This is a genomic window from Paenibacillus sp. RU5M (genome assembly GCF_900221055.1).
GTDB lineage: Bacteria > Bacillota > Bacilli > Paenibacillales > Paenibacillaceae > Paenibacillus > Paenibacillus marchantiae.
In genome coordinates, this window is record NZ_OBQM01000010.1 from 25,602 (window position 1) to 45,198 (window position 19,597).

At 37.2% G+C, this 19,597-nt stretch carries 19 protein-coding genes; 16 read left to right on the forward strand and 3 right to left on the reverse strand.

The genetic code is table 11. From position 1 onward, the window contains the following. Nucleotides 1-90: 90 nt before the first annotated feature. From CRO25_RS24615 to CRO25_RS24660, 10 genes are all read left to right on the forward strand, one after another. The gene (locus tag CRO25_RS24615; RefSeq protein ID WP_079696738.1) at nucleotides 91-450 is read left to right on the forward strand and encodes a hypothetical protein; all 360 of its coding nucleotides are present in this window, start codon (nucleotides 91-93) and stop codon (nucleotides 448-450) included. Next, entirely contained in the window at nucleotides 443-1,111 is a 669-nt protein-coding gene (locus CRO25_RS24620) for a CHC2 zinc finger domain-containing protein (RefSeq protein ID WP_175380826.1), read from the forward strand. The genes CRO25_RS24615 and CRO25_RS24620 overlap by 8 nt, the downstream gene beginning before the upstream one ends. Nucleotides 1,112-1,129: 18 nt before the next feature. Next, nucleotides 1,130-1,561, forward strand: a complete 432-nt coding sequence (ssb, locus tag CRO25_RS24625) for a single-stranded DNA-binding protein (protein WP_079696740.1) — start codon at nucleotides 1,130-1,132, stop codon at nucleotides 1,559-1,561. 112 nt (nucleotides 1,562-1,673) lie between these two features. Next, the gene (locus CRO25_RS24630; protein WP_079696741.1) at nucleotides 1,674-2,099 is read left to right on the forward strand and encodes a hypothetical protein; all 426 of its coding nucleotides are present in this window, start codon (nucleotides 1,674-1,676) and stop codon (nucleotides 2,097-2,099) included. Between the two features lie 32 nt (nucleotides 2,100-2,131). After that, entirely contained in the window at nucleotides 2,132-3,112 is a 981-nt protein-coding gene (locus CRO25_RS24635) for a DUF6744 family protein (RefSeq protein ID WP_079696742.1), read from the forward strand. Nucleotides 3,113-3,194: 82 nt separating this feature from the next. After that, nucleotides 3,195-4,736, forward strand: a complete 1,542-nt coding sequence (locus tag CRO25_RS24640; RefSeq protein ID WP_079696743.1) for an AAA family ATPase — start codon at nucleotides 3,195-3,197, stop codon at nucleotides 4,734-4,736. Nucleotides 4,737-4,756: 20 nt separating this feature from the next. Further along, the gene (locus CRO25_RS24645; RefSeq protein ID WP_079696744.1) at nucleotides 4,757-5,134 is read left to right on the forward strand and encodes a DUF1257 domain-containing protein; all 378 of its coding nucleotides are present in this window, start codon (nucleotides 4,757-4,759) and stop codon (nucleotides 5,132-5,134) included. Nucleotides 5,135-5,176: 42 nt separating this feature from the next. Continuing rightward, nucleotides 5,177-5,368 carry a DUF2997 domain-containing protein gene (locus CRO25_RS24650; RefSeq protein WP_217504596.1) on the forward strand — a complete coding sequence of 64 codons (192 nt, stop codon included), beginning with the start codon at nucleotides 5,177-5,179 and terminating at the stop codon, nucleotides 5,366-5,368. A gap of 12 nt (nucleotides 5,369-5,380) precedes the next feature. Then, entirely contained in the window at nucleotides 5,381-5,947 is a 567-nt protein-coding gene (locus CRO25_RS24655) for a 4Fe-4S cluster-binding domain-containing protein (protein ID WP_217504595.1), read from the forward strand. A 77-nt stretch (nucleotides 5,948-6,024) separates the two neighbouring features. Continuing rightward, nucleotides 6,025-7,521 carry a DNA cytosine methyltransferase gene (locus CRO25_RS24660; protein WP_079696745.1) on the forward strand — a complete coding sequence of 499 codons (1,497 nt, stop codon included), beginning with the start codon at nucleotides 6,025-6,027 and terminating at the stop codon, nucleotides 7,519-7,521. Between the two features lie 52 nt (nucleotides 7,522-7,573). On the opposite strand, the gene CRO25_RS24665 is transcribed toward CRO25_RS24660, so the two are convergent. Beyond that, nucleotides 7,574-8,848 carry a replication initiation protein gene (locus CRO25_RS24665; protein WP_175380820.1) on the reverse strand — a complete coding sequence of 425 codons (1,275 nt, stop codon included), beginning with the start codon at nucleotides 8,846-8,848 and terminating at the stop codon, nucleotides 7,574-7,576. Between the two features lie 1,389 nt (nucleotides 8,849-10,237). On the opposite strand from CRO25_RS24665, the gene CRO25_RS24670 reads away from it, so the two are divergent. The 4 genes from CRO25_RS24670 to CRO25_RS24685 all read left to right on the forward strand — a co-directional run bounded on the left by CRO25_RS24670 (nucleotide 10,238) and on the right by CRO25_RS24685 (nucleotide 16,336). After that, nucleotides 10,238-10,597, forward strand: a complete 360-nt coding sequence (locus CRO25_RS24670; protein WP_079696747.1) for a LysM peptidoglycan-binding domain-containing protein — start codon at nucleotides 10,238-10,240, stop codon at nucleotides 10,595-10,597. A 138-nt stretch (nucleotides 10,598-10,735) separates the two neighbouring features. Continuing rightward, nucleotides 10,736-11,767 (forward strand): DUF6094 domain-containing protein, encoded by a 1,032-nt coding sequence (locus tag CRO25_RS24675; protein WP_079696748.1) that lies wholly within the window; start codon nucleotides 10,736-10,738, stop codon nucleotides 11,765-11,767. Nucleotides 11,768-11,903: 136 nt separating this feature from the next. Then, a complete protein-coding gene (locus CRO25_RS24680; RefSeq protein ID WP_179132254.1) occupies nucleotides 11,904-15,230 on the forward strand; it encodes a hypothetical protein in 3,327 nt (1,108 codons plus the stop codon). Nucleotides 15,231-15,661: 431 nt separating this feature from the next. Then, the gene (locus tag CRO25_RS24685) at nucleotides 15,662-16,336 is read left to right on the forward strand and encodes a hypothetical protein (protein WP_179800946.1); all 675 of its coding nucleotides are present in this window, start codon (nucleotides 15,662-15,664) and stop codon (nucleotides 16,334-16,336) included. A gap of 232 nt (nucleotides 16,337-16,568) precedes the next feature. On the opposite strand, the gene CRO25_RS24690 is transcribed toward CRO25_RS24685, so the two are convergent. Beyond that, nucleotides 16,569-17,054 carry a hypothetical protein gene (locus CRO25_RS24690; protein ID WP_079696751.1) on the reverse strand — a complete coding sequence of 162 codons (486 nt, stop codon included), beginning with the start codon at nucleotides 17,052-17,054 and terminating at the stop codon, nucleotides 16,569-16,571. 52 nt (nucleotides 17,055-17,106) lie between these two features. Continuing rightward, entirely contained in the window at nucleotides 17,107-17,706 is a 600-nt protein-coding gene (locus CRO25_RS24695; RefSeq protein WP_079696752.1) for a hypothetical protein, read from the reverse strand. 236 nt (nucleotides 17,707-17,942) lie between these two features. On the opposite strand from CRO25_RS24695, the gene CRO25_RS24700 reads away from it, so the two are divergent. Together CRO25_RS24700 and CRO25_RS24705 are read left to right on the forward strand one after the other, a co-directional pair. Further along, complete coding sequence (locus CRO25_RS24700) at nucleotides 17,943-18,689, forward strand: phosphodiester glycosidase family protein (RefSeq protein WP_079696753.1); 747 nt, start codon at nucleotides 17,943-17,945, stop codon at nucleotides 18,687-18,689. Between the two features lie 123 nt (nucleotides 18,690-18,812). Then, nucleotides 18,813-19,247, forward strand: a complete 435-nt coding sequence (locus CRO25_RS24705; protein WP_079696754.1) for a hypothetical protein — start codon at nucleotides 18,813-18,815, stop codon at nucleotides 19,245-19,247. Nucleotides 19,248-19,597 lie beyond the last annotated feature (350 nt).

Here is a 19,597-nt window from a genome sequence, read left to right on the forward strand (position 1 = left end):
AATGAATATCTCTTAAAAGCTTACATCCTATCATTGGGATCGTGAGCTTTTTTTTATTATATAAAAAATAATTTGAGGAGGTTAGCAATCATGATAAATCACAAGCATGTTAAAGCAGTCTTCACTCAGGAAGGAGAACAACGGACGATTTTTGTCTCACTTTCTGCTTCAAATGGGGAAGGTATCTACCTCGTAGCAGCTACTTATATTAAAGGTCAAATTGTAATTGCACACGAATGTCCTGCAATCCAACTTAAAAGAACATGCTGGCATTCCGATGTTGTTTTGGATATTTACAGAACTGTTTTTAAACAACACTCAGAATTACAAGACGCTAGGGTCGTGTACCTAAACAAGAAAGTAGTAATGAAAAAGGAATGGATTCAGATCCCTATGCCTAAAACCTATGGAGTTGATAATAATGAGCACAATATCCAGTTACTTGCCTGATATTGTAGATTATGCAGTTTCAGCGGGAATCACTGTAAGATCAAACACATTGAGAAAAGAGCAAACAGAATTTGTTTGTCCTTGGTGCACCTTATCTAAAGGGAATTACAAGCTTACTTTAAATCGATCCAGAGGGGTTTTTAGATGCTTTACATGTGGAATTAATGGAGGTGTCATTGACTTCATCCAACACGTTGAGCAAAAAAGTCGTGAGGAAGTTTTAAAAAACTTACGAGAAAAATCTGGGCTCGATGAAATGTTGCACCAAAAGAAACAAGCGAAGAAACATCCAGCGGAGAGATTAAATACTTCACAGCTTGGTCTTATCGGTTTTCGCGATTCTAGAACCCCAAGGCTGAGATATGGAGATTATACCTATCGTAAGAGTCTTAATGAGTGGATCTGGGCTGAATGGACACGATTTATTGATTGCAAAAAGCGTGAGGCTCTTGTTCATCTAATCTACAGTATTCAGATTAATCAATACCAGCAAGCTTTGGATGATATAGACCAAATGTCCAAAGATATAGACTATGATTTACTCCCTGAAGTGTTTGAAGCTTATGGGTGCGGTAATCAACCTCGAACATGGGCAATTGGAGTCCATAAATGGGCTGATTCTCTACAAGAATCTTATCTTAAAACAATTAAAAACTATTAAAAATATGGAGGTTTTTTTATGCTGAACCGTGTCATACTTATAGGCAGACTTACAAGAGATCCGGAGCTGAGATATACGCCGGCGGGAGTAGCCGTTACGCAATTTACTTTGGCAGTGGACAGACCGTTTACAAGCCAAGGGGGAGAAAAGGAAGCAGATTTCATACCAGTCGTGACCTGGAGACAACTCGCTGAGACGGTAGCTAATTACTGTCGTAAAGGTAGGCTCGTCGCTGTTGAAGGACGCATACAAGTGAGAAATTACGAAAATAACGAAGGTAAACGAGTCTATGTTACAGAGATCATCGCAGATAACGTTCGCTTCCTTGAGTCTCAAAACAAAGATAATAATAGATCTAACTCAAATTCTAATCGCAACTCAAATAATCAAGATCCTTTCTCAGATAACGGTAAACCAATTGATATATCTGATGATGATCTGCCATTCTAGTTAGATAGAGATAGAGAGGCCGTTATCTAGGAAAAGGAGAACATACAAATACTACAAAAAGGAAAATCTCAACACTGGGATTTTCCTTTTTTTTATTAAAGGAGATGCCTATATGCCGAAAAAGATGAAAATATCTTCTGAAGTCAAAGGCAACTACCAAGGCAGTATGACATTAGACTTAGCATTACATCAACCAAGAGTAGTATCTGTCCGGTGTTGTCCTAATGATGAGCAGCACATTGTTCGGGGAAATTGTTTTCTAATGGGTGGACGTACCTGGTACTGTCCAATGTGCGGGATAGAGTGGATAGCGAGTCTGCGGACCGGTACCGTTCGTTATCTTCAAATAGATATTGAGGGATCAACGGAGCTTATTAAGTCTATTCCACTAATATTTTTCAATGAATACCGACAATCCCAAGAATTTAAGAACAACAAAACGGACTTTCTGAACTTAACACAATTAATGAAACCCATAAATAAGAACGCCCTCGAGCGTGCTATAGAATATGAACAATTAAATTTGGATCTATTATAAACCCGAATACTTAGGTGAGAGGATAATTAAAAATGAGAAAACTTACACGTGAAATGGCTCAAGATATCACAGCGGTCGGCATGGAAGACAAACAATCCGTTGAGGTGATTGGTTATTTGGTTTGGTACTCTATCGGCATGAAACAAATTGAACGAAAGCTTTTGGCAGAACATGTTGCTGCATCTGAAGTAGACAAGTCACTTATGCCAAATGAGATACGCGTAATTGATGCGTTTCGCCGGTCTACCAAAGCAATTGAATGTAAACAACCACCCATCGACGGAAAGGGATCAGAAAGGATTCTCGTGCGAGAAACTGTAACGACTGCTGAACGAGTAGTACGTAACATTGTACGAGAAGTAATTGACCCTAAAGAAGAAGAAAAGCTTCTTTACAAAACTCAAGAAGCAATTGTCACGCTTGAACGAGAAGACTTTTACTTCCTGGATACACAGATTATTAATCCAGATGTTGAACCTCTAGTTGAGAGGATCAAGGAGCTCTTCGTTACATTTCAAACAACTCATGATGACAAAGCAGTCCGTCATATGTGCATTGAAACAATTAAAAGGATGTCGCCTGTCATGGTGAAGACTTCTGGTGGTGTCTATTTTATTCCCGTGAAGTTTGAAGAACAGCTGCGTTCATTCACAACATTTGTAAATCTATTAGAACTTAGCTCTGCCTACATGATTCCATTAATCAAAACCGGCGATACGATGGATCTCGTTCGTAAAGCTACGGTTAGTCAGTTAAACACTGCAATGGAAAATTTAAAAAAAGCCTATGATAATCGTGATAATCTTACCGCCGCTGATGTAACATCAGTCGTTAACGAAACTCAACTGTCTTTTGGCATTATTGATGATTATCAAGATCTTTTAAATTCAGATCTGAAGGATATCACTTCATCGCTACGAGATATGCAAAGAATGCTAAAGGCTGTAGCTGCATTAAAGAAAGATAGAAGATCTAAGAATGAGAATGTTCGTCAGCTATCATTATTCAATTAAAATTTAAAAGTATGTAAATCCGGGACTTATCCAAGGATAAGGTTCCTTTTTTTATTCTATAATTTAAGGAGAAATTATAAATATGACTACTCAAACAATCGGAAATTACATCAATGCATGTTATCCAGCGATCTGGATTAATACGTTCGAGGAAAATCGATGTATTAATGCTTTACATCATATTGCACGCGAAAGCGAGCTAGAAATGAAAGTATGGTCTTGCACCGAAGGTTATCTTGATTATACAAATTCTATGGATGATTCCGATTCAGGAATGACTACAGCCCAGGAAGCATTGGAACATATCACAGGTGAAAATCAAAATCAAAGTAATACAATCTTTGTACTCAAAAACTTCCACCATTACATGGATAACCCTTATATTCTACAGAAAATCAAGGATGCAATTCTCAGTTGCATTAACCCCACAAACTACATCATCTTCGTATCCCCGAAAACAGTAATACCAATTGAGGTAGAGAAAGATATTGCTGTAACCACATTTACTCCACTTGATATTGAAAAGATGGGCGAGGTGTTGGATCGTCTTACGAAACCGAAGGATATCGTTATTGATCCTGAGTATCGAACCCTCATTTTAAAAAACTCCCTTGGTTTAACAGAACAAGAAGCCGAAAATGTCTATTCACTCGCTTATACAATCCATCGCGAATATGGAGCAGATGCAGTAAAAACCATCCAGGAAGAGAAAGCAAACATCATAAAAAAAACAGGTATTTTAGAATTCATCCCTCCAAGTAACAATATTTCAGACATTGGAGGAGCTAATGAATTCAAGACATGGGCAAAGATCCGGAAGGAATCATTTTCTGAGGAGGCAAAGGCCTTTGGTGTCCAATCTCCAAAAGGAGTGTTGCTGTGTGGTGTCTCTGGTGGAGGTAAATCCGCTTCAGCTCGAGCGCTAGGTAATCTTTGGCAACTTCCCATTCTGAGATTCAACATTGGTAAGGTGTTTGGTTCATTTGTAGGCGAGTCTGAAGCTAACATGCAAACAGCCTTACGCACCTCAGAATCAATGAGCCCATGTATCCTCTGGATTGATGAGATCGAGAAAGCACTTGCAGGTTTAGGAAGTGATTCCTCTGGTAGTGGGGTAACATCTCGCGTATTCGGGGAGTTGTTAACTTGGATGCAAGAAAAAGAAAAGGATGTCTTCGTGCTAGCCACTGGCAATAATATCAATGCTCTGCCTCCGGAATTAATGAGGAAGGGTAGATTCGATGAGATATTCTGGTTCGACCTTCCTGATAATTCAGAACGAATAGAGATTCTATCTATTCATATTACCAAACGTGGCCGAGACCCCGAAGATTTTGACCTTACACAAGTGTCTGAAGCAACGGAAGGATTTGTAGGTGCTGAATTAGAACAGGTCATTATTGATGGTATTAGTCTGGCTTTTGCTGACCGTAAAGAATTGAGTACAACTCACTTGATCACAGCAGCTGACCAGACGATACCGTTGTCGAGTCAGCGCAAAGAAGAAATTGATACTATGAGAGCCTGGGCCAATACTAACGCTCGCAGTGCCTCAAACCCCATTAAAAAGACTGTAAAAAGAATCACTAAATCAACTACTACAAGCACCAGAAGATTATCATAAATCACTTAGGAGGGACTTCTATGTCTCATACATCTCGTATTCAAACTCAAATTACAAATATTAAAGCACTCGAACGTGCAGTGAAGGCATTAAAATTGCATCTCATTAGAAATGGGATGGTGCGTGCCTATAGTGAGTCTCAGCACTTTAAAGCCGATTACGTCATTCAATGTAAAGGCCCTTATGATGTAGGTCTTGTTAAGGTCGATAAGGTTTATGAGCTCCACACAGATTGGTGGGGTGGTCACGTTGAAAAAGAAATTGGTGAGAAGGGTGGTCGTCTTCTGCAGGAATATCAAATTGCAGTAACGGTCATGGTTGCTCAGTCAAAAGGAGATAACATTATCAGACAAACGTTACCAGATGGAACAATTAAATTAAGAATATCCCAAAAATAAATTCACTCGAAAATTATCGAAATAGATTAGGAGTTGAGCAATTTGAAAGAGGTCATAATGTTATTTAAAGCTGACGGTACAGTTATAGTAGAAGCCGTAGGCTATAACGGGGATGGTTGTGAAGCTGCTACAGAACCCTATGAAAAAGGTCTCGGTCATGTTAAGGAACGAACCTATAAAAAAGAATATCTAGGGAAAAACACTAGAAATCAAGCAATGATCAAAAACAAATAAGGAAGTGGACCAATGGATATTAGAATACATGAAATCACTCATCATTCCACAGTAAATGGACCAGGGGAGAGATCAGTCATACATTTTCAAGGCTGTAAATTTCAATGTCCTGGCTGTTTTAATCCGAGCACTCATTCATTAGCAGGAGGAAGAGATATTTCAATCAATGAGATTATTTCTTCTATTCCACCAACGATTAAAGACATTACCATAAGTGGTGGGGAACCATTTTTACAACCATTAGCATTAGTAACGCTTGCACATGCTTTAAAACACTTCGGATATTCAATCGTTGTATTTACTGGTTTTTATCTTGAGGAGATCGAGAAACTGAATTACGGGCCTCAAATTTTAGCACTCATTGATGTGTTAATCGATGGACGTTACGACGAACAAGCCTCATCCCTCATGGGTCTGCATGGCAGTGATAATCAAACGATTCATTTCCTTAGTGATCGGTATAATCTTACTGACTTCCAAAGCAGAGATGTTGAGATATTTATTTCTGTAGAGGGTGAAACACAGATTACCGGCTTCCCAGATGAGAATTTACTAAAAGCTTTCAGTACACATATCTAAATAACAACAAAAGGTAGAAATCAACTGATTTCTACCTTTTTTTATTTACTAATTTAAATTTCCGGAGGAACGATACAATGAATTTATCACATATATTAGATGGAGCAACTATGATACGCAATTATCGTACAAGCTCAAAACCAAGAAAGCATGGTGCGATTACACGACTATGGTTAGAAAAACCCGTATTACGTGCGGGTAGGTTCGTTGCTGGAGAAGGAATTATTGTTCAAACATTTGCTGACCATGTGCATATAAGAGCTGCCATGAAAATTGAAGTAGCGAGTCACATTGTGCATCATAAAAAAGGTGAGCCTATTTTAGACTTAGCAAATACGGACATAGATAAAGTATTAGGTATTGGTGTTAAGATTGATATCGTTGTCAAACCAGGCGAACTCTACGTATATCGTGAGATGACGTTCGAAATGAATTTTACGGGGCAGAGACCGGAATTCTGTAGTCACTCATTAAAAAAATATAGGTTGCTTTCGCTTTTCTGTGGTATTGGCGGATTAACGACGGCCTTCGTCAATACCGGCGCCTGTGAATCTGCTCTCGGCTTGGATATCGATGAAGTAGCCAATAATCCTTTCGATTGGGAAGGGAAAGGTAAAGATCCATCATATCGAGCATACTCAATAGAAACTTTTCAATTGAACTATCCGGATAGCTTAGTCTACTGGGGGGATTTAAAATCTATAAATAACCTCTACGTGCCAAAATGTGACATTGCCCTGATATCGGCCCCTTGTGTTGAATATAGCCTGTTAGGCGGGCGTATGGAGGGCCTCTTAGAGCATTTTGTTCCCCACATGGTAAGGGTACTTCGTCAAGCTGAGGTTAGAGCTATTTTCATTGAGAATGTACCAAAATATTTTAATTCTGACACGTATCATAGCTTTGTCTCTTTGCTACAGACGGACTTTCCATACGTGTATCATCAGAAGATCGATTCTTATGATTATGGAAGTATAGATCATCGAATAAGAGGATATTCTGTCTTATTATCAGACAAAAGTGAGTTCTCGTTTCCGGAGCCGATTAAGACACCAACATCTAGAAGGAAACGTTTGAAAGATTACCTAAGTAGCACGAAAGATCGTACGTGGATTGACATTGAGGGTTCCACAATGGGATACTTCTACAATCAACATCATCAGCAGTACAGCGAAACTGGTTTTACTGCAGCTAAAAATAAAAAGCTGCTTGTAACCGAGAATGCAGTTGACATCGCGTGCATCACGAAAGGGTATGGAAAGATACAGAGTAATCAATCCTATTTATTAGACAAGGACCAAAAGAGATTTTCAAAGTTCACACCACAAGAAATCTTGAACATATTAGGGTACCCTGGTTGGTTTAAATTTGTTGATGGTTGCTCTAACACACGGCAATACGAATTACTTGGCAACTCAGTGAATGTTAGACCCATTGAAGCCATTGCTTCGCGAGTAGTTACCGCATTAATGGAAATCGACATTCGACATCAATCGAAGTCAAGTTTCAAAGTTAAAGAAACATCGGTTTACGAAGTTAACGCGGATGGCCAGATTGCATTTGTTATAAATTGATATAGAAAAGCCATCCAAGTAGTTTATGCTAGCTTGGATGGCTTTTTTTATTTTACTGAGACTGTTGAGCAAGACGTTTTAATTGTTGGTTTTCAATCTGAAGGAATACCGTTTTTCCATGATGATGGTACAGATCTTCTAGCACAAGAGGTCTGCATCTCATTTCTTCACGGTTTGACATATTCTGATCGATCGCGTTCCAAATATCTCGATAAAGTTCATCCAAAGCAACTTTCTCACTTTGAACTTTCTCTTTAATGATTTGCTCCGCATAGAAGACCAGCTGTGAAATTCTAGTATTTAAGTGAGTTGTAGATACTTTAGGATTTTCTTCTTCTTCATTACTATATTGTTGTTTGGAATCTGCATAGTTACCTTCAATCGCTTTAACGATATAACCAGCAATACTGCTTACTTCTTGATTTTGTTTCTTCTCGTATACATACTTTATGTTTTCCCGCACGTGCTCTTCACCATATTGACTGACTAGTTCAAGAGCAGTTTTCTTCTTCACTTCAAAGCGAGCTAAGAGGTCCATGATTGGCTCAGTAAGAATAACAGAATCACCATCGTTTAATACTTCACGTTCCGTCATTTTATGATTTTTGAAGATATGAAAGGTAATACTTACAACCCGAGTCCCAACCTTCTTCTCCTCAAGTTCAAAACGGATGTCTGTCTTATTAGCCAATTCTTTTTGAGCAGTGAGGATGACTCTGTTCTTAAGATGACTATAGCGGTCATATTGACCTTCCTCAACTTCCATGAAGTCCTTGAACTCCTGGATACTATTAAACTTTCTTTTTCCAAGTGGTAAGTATTGTTTGAGCAATTTGTATAGCTTGAGGGAGTGGCTGCTTCTCAGGTAAAGGATATTCCATAGTTTGAAATGAGTAAAGTTAGCCTTTAATTGTAGCAAATATGGTTTCAACTGTTCAGCAAATTCTAACTCAATTAAACCTTTGCCTTGAAAGTACCGAGCCGATGCAAGCCAATGTGCCTCAAGGACTGATCGAGTTGCTTTCTCTTCGATAACCACTTTCTTATCTTGTAATTGTCGTATAAGATCTCTTACTCTTTTATAGAAATTTTTGTCTTTGATATCTAAACGCTCTGCAATATCGCTGACCTTAAAGAAATGTGTTTTAAATTGAGTATCTTCCGGATGTATACGGGAAGCTAGGATATATATTAGACGTTCCTCATGTAGTGTTAGGTTAGTTTTGGCCTCTATCAATACGTTACTTTCTGTAACAATAAAATGATCCGAGATCGGATCAGGCTCAAATGAAAACTCAATCTGTTCATGATTGTCAGCTGGTAACACACGAACCCCTCCTGTAACCCTTGTCCATTTACTATATCGGATTAACCATAATCTATCTACTCCGTTTTGTGTGGCCGATTAAAACCAGCTTAGACAGGGAAAAACTCATTTATTGCCTGGTTTTGAACAACCACAGGATCATTAAAATTGGTAGTTCAACCAATTTATATGTTCAATTTTGTATAATTAATGTAAATCAACTCCATTTTGCTGAGATAAGGCTTCGGCCACATGAACCAGACTACATAATGTGGATGTACCATACACAATCTAGATCGGCCACACATAGCAGAGTAAACTTCATTTTTATTAAGGCTATGATATAGAGAAGGCCACACAAAGCAGAGCTAGATACGGTTATTAGTTAAAATTGAGTATTAAACTTGAATATTCGGCCACATAGACCAGACTTTACAACGTAAGGCCACACGAAACAGACAAAATGGCTTTGTAATTGTGTATAAACCCCACCAAAGACTCTGCTATGTGTGGCCTTCTCCGTATAGCACGTCAGAAAGGCCACACATAGCAGAGTAAATTATCTCATACATATTCACTATTACAAGAAAGGCCACACCAAACAGAGTAAATGAAGGGAGTAGGACATTAAAAGCCACATGAACCAGAGTATTTTTGAAGATATCCACAGGAATTAAAGAAATGATCACTGTCTGACTCCGTTTCGTGTGGCTGCTTATTCTGCATCATGTGGCTTTTGACTCTTGTTAGTGTGTCTATTCACAGTAAGTAAGTTGTGGCCGATTACATAGTTACGTGTGGCAGTTCACTCCGTTGCGTGTGGCCTTAGTACCCTAGAAAGCTAGATTATAAAAGAGAAATTTTCCCTCTAAAACAAGCTAACACAAGAGAAAACTAAATAATAAGAAATATATATAATTAAGGTGAAAACATACTACGAGCATAATAATCTCTAATTTTTAACTTATAACTTGAGAAGTATATATATTTGATGATAGAATAGTCGCATAGATTTACTTTTATTTCTCAATATACCTTCTTACGCAATATGTTATGTACATTTTAATATGATGATAACTAACTACCGTAATAACATGGATATACCTTATTCATTCATAACGGGTATAAATCTATATTGAGAGAGCGTACTCTACTAAAAATTTAAGAGCAAACGCTGATTAGGGATTAATGACACAAGACACTTCAGAAAGAGTATGTTAACTTTTTGATTTTCTTAGGCCTATCTCTTAAAGTATTAAAACCTTTTCACTCAAAATTTAAAAATTCATATTTGAATATCCAAGAGATGTATCAATCCTAAAAATGGAGATACTTCTCTTTTTTTATATATCCACAAAAAAAGCAGAGTCCCCCGGGCCCTGCTTTTTTCTATTTTAAGGAGGATTACCGATGAAAAAGAAAGCACTAAAATACGTTGCAATTACAATGATTAAATTGATTGAAACAGTTGAACTACTAGTCAAAATCTTTAGTCGTAAAGCACGAAGATCTAGCCGTTTAATTACATCAATCACTTTTGTCTGTATTACCATCTTCGGAAGTGCTGCACTCTTTAATCAAACTATGGATACTCATTCAACAGATGAGTACATAACTTACATTGTTGAAAGTGGAGACACTTTATTCAACATCAGTAAAAAATACTACAATGGAGACCCACGAAAAGCAGTAGATCTGATCCAATCAACCAACAATATCCAGTCCAATATTCAACCAGGACAGATTCTGTTGGTTCCAATTAAAAAGTAAAATATCGTTTACTCTATAGCGGAGGTGAAATTAGATTCACGTTGATAAATAAAAAGAAATGAGACTCACAAATATAATAAATACTTAAGAGAGTTCACTTCAAGTGGACTCTTTTTATTTTAGGAGGAACATGCGATTATGGCTCGATTAGAAAGTGAAGCTAAGGGAGGATTCTATCCTACCCCCGTATCCGAAATGGAACTTATCCTGAAAAGGATAACGACTCAAACTCATGGAAATATCTCCATTCTTGACCCATGTGCAGGTACAGGCACCGCAATCAATCAAATGAAAAATCATTTTGATGATTCAGACAAAGTTTCCACTTATGGAATTGAGTTAGAAAAGTCTAGAGCTGCTGAAGCAAAAAATCATGTGGATCATGTTCTTGCATGTGGGTACGAAGACACTCGAATGAGTCATGATTCTTTTAGTCTACTATATTTAAACCCACCCTTTATGCAGATCAAATCGGAAAGAGCAGAGGTCCAGTTTTTTAGAAACCTTACTCAACCCAATAGTTACTTATCTGATTCAGCATTAGTAATACTTAACGTTCCACAATACACATTAAAAGATCTTGCTAAATTGATCTCTAGTCGTCTTGAAGAGGTTAGAGTGTATCGTTTTACGGATGAAAATTATGATACGTATAAACAAGTGATTATCTATGGTTATCGAAAAAAAACGAAAACCACTAACGAACAATTAGAGGACTATTTAATTAATCTTTCCTTTAGTGGCCCAGCATCAATACCTTCACTAGACACTCCAGATTGGAGCAACGTCTGTTATAAAGTAATCCCCCAAAACAAACCTATGCTTCTATTTACTAGTACTATAGTCTCCATAGAAGACATTCTACAATCTGAAAGTGAAATTCACTTTATGGACAAAGTATATTCGATGGTTGAAGATGTTCGGTTTCAAAATGACCACATCAGAAATCCAGCTATGCCCCTTAAAATTACGCATCAAGTTCAAGCAATACAATCTGGAGCTTTACCCGAATATATGGGTGATCATCTTTTAGTTGCTAAAGACGAATCACATCAAAGTAAAAGGGTCGAATATGATCCAGAGACTAGGAAAAGTAGGTTAATTGAAAACTTCACGCGAAAATCTATCATCCGTGTATTTAAATCGGACGGTCACATTGATCTAAAATAGCAACTATGAACTTAGCAGAAAGTGAGATGTAAATATGACAACTTTACTTAATCAAATTGAGAAACTTATCAGAACGAATCCACAGAATACGTACAGACACAACATTTCAGCAATGCTCCGTAACATTGAGAAGTACATGGATATGGCCAGTAATGAAGTTTGGGAAATCATCCAAGATTATCTCATCGGTATTCATTCTCTCTCAGATTTATGTGAACTGAAAACAGGTTCATTAGGTTACCCGAATGTTGAAGAGTTCATAGCTATTTTACAATATGCTACGACCGATATTCGTATAATCAGATTTGAAGAGGAAGGTAAAACGCTTGAAGCTTACGTAAAAATGCTGATGCTTTCAAATGATCAGGTCACTGTTCTTGGGCTATCTATAGCCGGTACTCTAAGCGCATGCAGATCTATCCATGCTCTAATGTATTCGAAAAGTGAATTCACTATTACAAATTACTTTACTGGGGAGTCCAAAACATATAAAACTAACCGCGCCTACAGAAGAGTTGAAGAAATCCATAACAAAGTCTGTCATACATTTTTATTGCCTCGTTTATCTCTTGTACAAGATTACAACGAAGCATGTATGGAAGCTGATGCAAATAAACGTTCTCATCCAGATAAAATTATTATCTCAAGATCGGATAATATTGAAGAACTTGCTGGACAATTTATTGCCCAAAAATACAATCTACCAAAAACAAAAGATTGGGCTAATTTGTATCTATCATTACTACCAAAAGATAAATGGTACAATATTGACGTTATAAAAACGGATATGGCCAATGCAGATAACATATCGGCCATGCACCTTTCCTCACTAAAGGAAGAAGAAGTGCTTAATATTATAGATCAAGCCATAATTAATGGTACGTTAAATGTATTTTCATCTGACAGAACCAAGTTTGATCAATCAGCCATATTCACAGAAGGAATGACAACAGAGGATTATCTTAGAGAAAATGCTGAGTTTTTATCTTCTAAAATAGATCAATATCTCAAGCCTTTATACGACAATAAAACCTATAAAAAGTACTTGGGTATGACAAACCGAATTTGCTTACCAGCACAGGCTAGAGCAGTAATGGCAATGTTGTATATTCTAAAGCATGGATATTCTGCATTCCTTACCGCTGACATGGGTTGTGGTAAAACACAAATGGCTCTATCGCTCGCATATTCAATAAACCAAGAGAAAAAAGATAATGGAAGCCCTAAGGGTATTTCCGTTCTCATTACTGCTCCGGCAATCACTATTCCAAAGTGGGCAGGTGAAGAAATTCCAACGGTACTTGGATCTCAACATACGATTGTTAAAGTATTGAATTCTACAGAGGATGCTCTTAACTACGTGAGAGATATAAAAAATGGAAATAAGGTACCTAAAGGAATGATTGAGTTTGTTTTGGTGTCCACAGACAGAATGAAATTAACAGCAAGCAAATTTATTAGCGGGGCTATCTGGAATAATCGGAGAAAATATTGGTGCTGTCCGGATTGTTATCAACCGATAAAGTCTCCTAAAGGAAAAGACGGTGAAGCTGGAATCTTGGCTACATGGAAAGACCTTGTTGAATCTCCAAAACATCCCCCTGATTTAAATGACATTGATCAAGCTCGAGAACTTAGAATCCTCGGACCAAACGGGTTACCAAAAGCATTTGTTCAACGTTATACTCCACTAATTAGACAAATCTCCTGCACATGTCAGCTTAAATACTCCCAAATTAAAGATTCTGTGGACAAAAAGAAGAAACAGAAGAAACATTGTTCATTAGCACGACCAGCTCTTAAATCGAGAGGAGAAGATCGTTATAAATCTCGTTGGATGATAGCTGAAATTCTTCAAAAACACCTTCGGTCACACTTTTCATTAGGTATCTTTGATGAAATTCAGCAAATGAAAGCATCTAATAGCGGTCGAGGATTATCTTTTCATAAACTTCTTCGCAGCTGTAATAAAGCAATTTTCCTTACTGGAACATTAACAAGTGGCGTTTCATCATCAATTCAAGCAACACTTTGGCGATCAGAGCCCGGTCCTTTAATAGATGAGGGTTTTGAGCACACCACAACAAAAGAACTCTGGGCTCAAAAATATGGAGTCCTGGAAAGAGTAACTTATCTAGATAATAATGTTGAGGGTAATGCCGGTCGTACAACGAACCGGAGAGCAGAAAATATCCAAATCAAAGAGAAACCAGGGATTGCTCCACAGCTAGTTGCCAAACATTTGTTGCATAAAGCAGTCTTTGTCGAACTTTCTGATTTAGGTCTTCCTCTTGTAAATTTACGAGAAGAGCCGGTAATTGTTGATATGGATGAAGAACACGCTCAAGCCTATAGAACATTTGAAAGGGAACTCTTTGATACCTGTACCAAATTACAATCAGATCTTGGCAGTAAAGCATGGTCTGTCTATGCATCATCCTTGTTGAATTATGCCGCTCAGCCAACAAAAGAAATGTGTATCGAGTTTTTAGATGACAATGGAGGCCGACTTGCGTATTTATCACCACCAACCTTCCCCGATGAATATCGTACTTCTGCCGAACGCGAATTGATTGAAACTGTTCGTAGGGAAGCAGCATTAGGACGAGGGTCTATCATATACACTCACTTCACTAATAAATTCAAAACAAACGAACGTATTCAGAAAATACTATCCGAAGCCGGGATTGAGAGTGTGATCCTAGATAAGAACACGACAAGCAGTATGGGGAGGTTCGAGTGGCTGGAAGAACAGAAGAGGTTGAGAACTAAAGTACTCATTATGAATGCTTCGCTTGTACAGGTCGGGTTAGACCTTCTAGAATGGCCTAATTTGAATTTTTGGCAATTGAATGATGATATCAATGCTGTAAGACAGGCGGGTAGAAGAGCGTGGCGTATAGGGCAGACAAAAGAATGTACTGTGCGTTATTTTGTCAACAAAGATACGCATCAAATGAAGCAGTTTGCCCATTTGATGAAAAAGAGAATTTCTGCACTTTTAGTCGAGGGCAGGATTGAGAGATCAGATAAAATAGCAGAATTTGGTAAAGATAACGAGTCAGCACTGACTCGAGATTTGGCTAGCAGTTTATCAGCAGCGGAGCTCACTGAAACATGGAAAAGCGCTGCTGAAAAAGATATGAATGAAAATCTGCAGCTGGTTTCTGAAGAGGAGTATCCTAAGGCTATAGCACAGGCGTTTAAAGTGCTTACTGAGGAAACAAAACGTTTATGTGGCGTACATGACATAGTTAATCCATTGGATGCAACAGATGTAATCACTGAAGCAATTGATATTACGCGTGTTATACAGAAGAAGAGTGAGATTTACACCCCTGCACCTGAAGACAAAATAACCAAGATCGATTTACTAAACTACAAGCTCTCCACAACACCGATCCGAATTAAGTCTAAGTCCATGGGGGATGTAATTAAAGACCAATTGACTTTCGACTTTTAAGTGATAATGAGTTGTAATAATATTAAATCGGCTATGTGAACCAAGTAAGATATTATTAGTATGTAGTATTCTTGTCATTTGCTTTCTAAACTATAGTACTGTTACACAAAATCAAAAAGGCATCTCATTTTTACTTTGAGGTGCCTTTTTAATTTACGTTTATACAACTTAATATTTTCCTAAATGGTTGATTATAACTTATCTCACTTGAATGTATATTTACTCATAATTGGTATCATTAATGTTAGCTACTTTTGCTTGTACAAACGAGTAATGATTGGCTATGCGTTATTTAGCAAGGCACTGATCATCTCTATTCCCTATTAATTTGTTTGTAGAATTCAGTAAAAACAGCTATACTACTAGTTGGTTAAAATTTCCTAAATTAATATGGGGGCTAAGAAATGGTGTTAAGGAAGAAATGGTTGACAATGCTGACGGTACTTACTACTGTACTAATTCTAGGGGCTTGTGGTACTAACAAAGATTCTGGGCAAACGGTTGAGGATTCAATATATGATAATCCACGAAGTCATACAGCCGAAGATTTTATGCCATTAAGTGAAGCTTTAGAAAAGTATCCTGTTTGGTTTAAAGCTAAAGTATATCCAACTAGAAAGACTACTGTTAAGGACGTGTATGTTTTTGAAAACGGATATGCAACCCATTACTGGAATCTTAAAAGTCTTCCAATTGATGAATATGATGACCTATCTGATGATGAAATAATTAAGTATGTAAAAGAAAATTCAACTGCGAAAGCTACAGGTAAATACATACTAGATATAACCTTAGATGAATTAGGACAATCTACTCAAGAGATAGAGGTTGTTCTGGAGAATGGTATAATGGAATATTATTATCCGAAGGGATATAATTTAGATGGTGAGATACTAACAGAAGAAAAGACAAGCACTGAAGTGACTGATTACTTAGTGAACTTTGAACAAGGGTCGAATAGTCAAAAAATCTTCAATACAACCTATTCAGGTTTAGCATATAACAAGGATTTTAGTTTATTTACTCGTGTAGATGACTCGTTTGTTGGCTTTAAATTGGATGATCCAGACACAAAAAATGATAAAGTGACGATCGAAGGGAAATAAAATAGGAAGCTGCTGTCTGTATTTACAGGCGGTAGCTTTTTCAAATTAATTGAACTCCATAATTAGTCCTACTTTTCATAAATCTCATATTTTCCTTGTTCTTCTAATAAACATAACCGCTGCAACATCTAATTTTATGATAAACAAATACCCAATAAAATAGACCTTAACAACATATCTATCTTATTGGGTACATTTTACGTTTGTGCCGGTAGTTTTTTTGTCCTACAAATTATAAGGGCAATTCATATTGATGATCGTGATGATTGTTCTCAAGTTTTACGAGTTGACGAATATTGTACTTTATGCAATCAATGGAGTCCATCTCAGAAGGAGCGGCTATCTGAGGAGAATTGAGTGGTACTAGGCGGCGGAATCTCCTGCCTATATTAAATCCAGTAGAATCGGTAGAAATAAAAGGAAATTCATTTAGCAATACACTTGAGCCTCCAAGCCAATGGAATCCTTGTTGGTCCCCATATTTCGAAAATATCTCTTGAAACAGCTTTCTCTTGGCTGGTGTTGAATGCATAAACACCGTTCCTCCTATTCCGATTAACTGATGCTCACAAGAGTTTACTAACTTATCTAGCTCGTCCCATCCAAAACCTTGATGCCATACAGGATAGGGCGGGAATCCAACATTCGCACTTAAGTATTTCAGGTTACGTTTTGATTTTTCGATATTACTATCTTCGTCTAAATTGAAGTACCCCATTATATACTCTTTAATGCTGATCAGCAGCTCACAGTATTGCTTGAGACATATATCATTTATCTTTTTGTCCGGATTTGTTTGATTTGTTTGCTTGCCGCATTACGCTGAAGCTTCCAGAATCAATAATCACATGCAATCCAATGTCTCTGCAGTGTCTAAGTGTTGCTAAGAGCTTATCACGCGATAGACCCCGAAGATAATAATTACTCATTAAAATAAACTTACCGCCCTGACTTTGGACGAGCAAGCGATCTTTCGCTGAAAATTCCATTCCAGAAAAGTAATATCTAACACCTTTAATAACTAACCGCAATGTTCGATTTGCAAGCTTGAGTATTCTGGACATATTTTTACTCAGTGCTGCATTCAACACGGCCATTAGATGAGAATTGAAGCTGTGAAACTGCTCTAAATCCTTTCTCGATACATTGCGATGGAATAGAACAAACGCGAGAGCCTGTTTAAATTTCAAACGGTTTAGTTTATGAATAGATTCAGTAGAATCTACTCGAAATATGATATCTGATGAAGTTATCCCAAGTATAGTGATAGTCCGGCCTAATCCCGTTTTAAACGAATGCTGACCAGTACGAATAGATTTTTTAAATGATCGCTCAATTTTTTTGGCTTTATTGTAGAATGAACTTTCCATGTATGGATGTCTCATAAATCCCCCAGAAATAACTAAATTTAATCTACAGAAAGATTAACATCCATAATACAAATGACAACTTTATTTTAACTAAAAGGTTGTTAAATTACATTTTAAATTGCCTATATATATGAGAAGGTAATTAAGACTTATCTAGGCGGAGGAATGACGCTATAGAACAAGTCCCATTCTTTAATTACGTTTCTCTAATCTAATCTGAATAGGGGAATTATTATATGGCTACTAACTATGAATACAAACAAGTTGAAGGAGCACCACTGTCGATTTTTTCTCCATACGGTCCACGTATGAAATATATCAAAACGAAACTTTCCAACATCAAAAGTGAAACAATCTTAAAACCGATGTCACAGACTTCTTTTATGGGTATCAACGGTGGTTTCTTCCATCCAGAGAATGATAACTACAATATCCCTCCCCTGCAGGGTAGATCTATTGCGTACTCATCTACTGATTCCGGTAACGTCTCTGTCACATATGGCTCTCCAGTCAAAACTCGGACACTGCCTAAAAACTATTTGCAAAACGGATCGTCCGTTGAACTCTTTGCACGTAAGACATTGGTCATCTATACAAGTGGGGGTACCACAAAAGCAGCATATATGTATGCAACAAACACTGCAGAGGTATTGGCCAAGTATAGCAATGTTAAAACAATCATTGGGGGTAACAGTTTTACATCTTCGGACTGGAATGTTGCTCAATTCAATGTACCATTGCCAAGAACAGCGATCGCATGGAAAGGCGATGATGTATATCTGATTGCAACACCAGATGCTATTACGATCAATGACTTGAAAGCGTCCATTGAACACATCGGCTTAGATCCTGTTAATTGTGTTGTCCTAGATGGCTCCGGGTCATCCGCAATTCGTGTACAAGTTAACGGTTCATGGAGCAACAGCTTTATTGGTGGAGATCGATATATTTATAATATGATTCGTTTGATCAATGCTACTTAAAAAATATTTTGTGCAAGAAAACCTCTACAAAATGTAGAGGTTTTTTCCAGTAAAAGTATGACTGATTCCAAATAATCATATATAATGAGGTGAATTGAAAAAATATAAGGTAGGTGCTTCATTTTGAACAGTACTAGCCCAAGATTGCAACATCTAGGACGTTTTATCCTCTCAAATGTAATTACTGCTTTAATAGCTGCTGTCTTGTACACCATTCTGATTTTTGCAGCACCACAAAGTGATGGTGGGATAGATAATGCATTCACAACAGGTATTTTCTATATATTCTTAATCAGCATTCCGGTTTTTCTGCTTTCCATAGTCAGTACATCGCTTATCGTGTGGATGAGAGATAGATTGTTTAAGGGGAAAATAAATCCCATTGGCTTAAATCTTATGTATTTGTTGGTTGCTATTGTATTCAGTGTTGTATTTTATTTCATCCATCAGTCGTTCTTTCAGACAAATGTGATTTTGGGAGTATCAGCTCTATTACCGCTTTTGGTTTTTGGTATTCTATACGAAAATTACATCATAAAAGCACCTAAAACATCATAAAGCTTTATTTTTTGTAGATTTTAAGGTAAAATGAACCTAATTTATGAAATCTACACTCTTCAATGTATCTGTGTTTATGTACTCAACAAATGAGATGATAAAATTACAGCGACATGATTGGACTGGTAAGAGTTAAGTCATTTATCAGGATGAAGAAGAACATTGTGAACACTTTTAATAAGTGAAGACAATAAGAACTTGGCGAAACACAGAGGTATTGTTCCTTTTTAAAGCCATTGTTCAATCAACTGGTTACAGTCTTAAACTAACAACGAATTTAAACTTTTTGCATCCAAAACGCATGACATCGCTTTCGCGAAGTCGTGCGTTTTTTTATTGCATAAAAATCC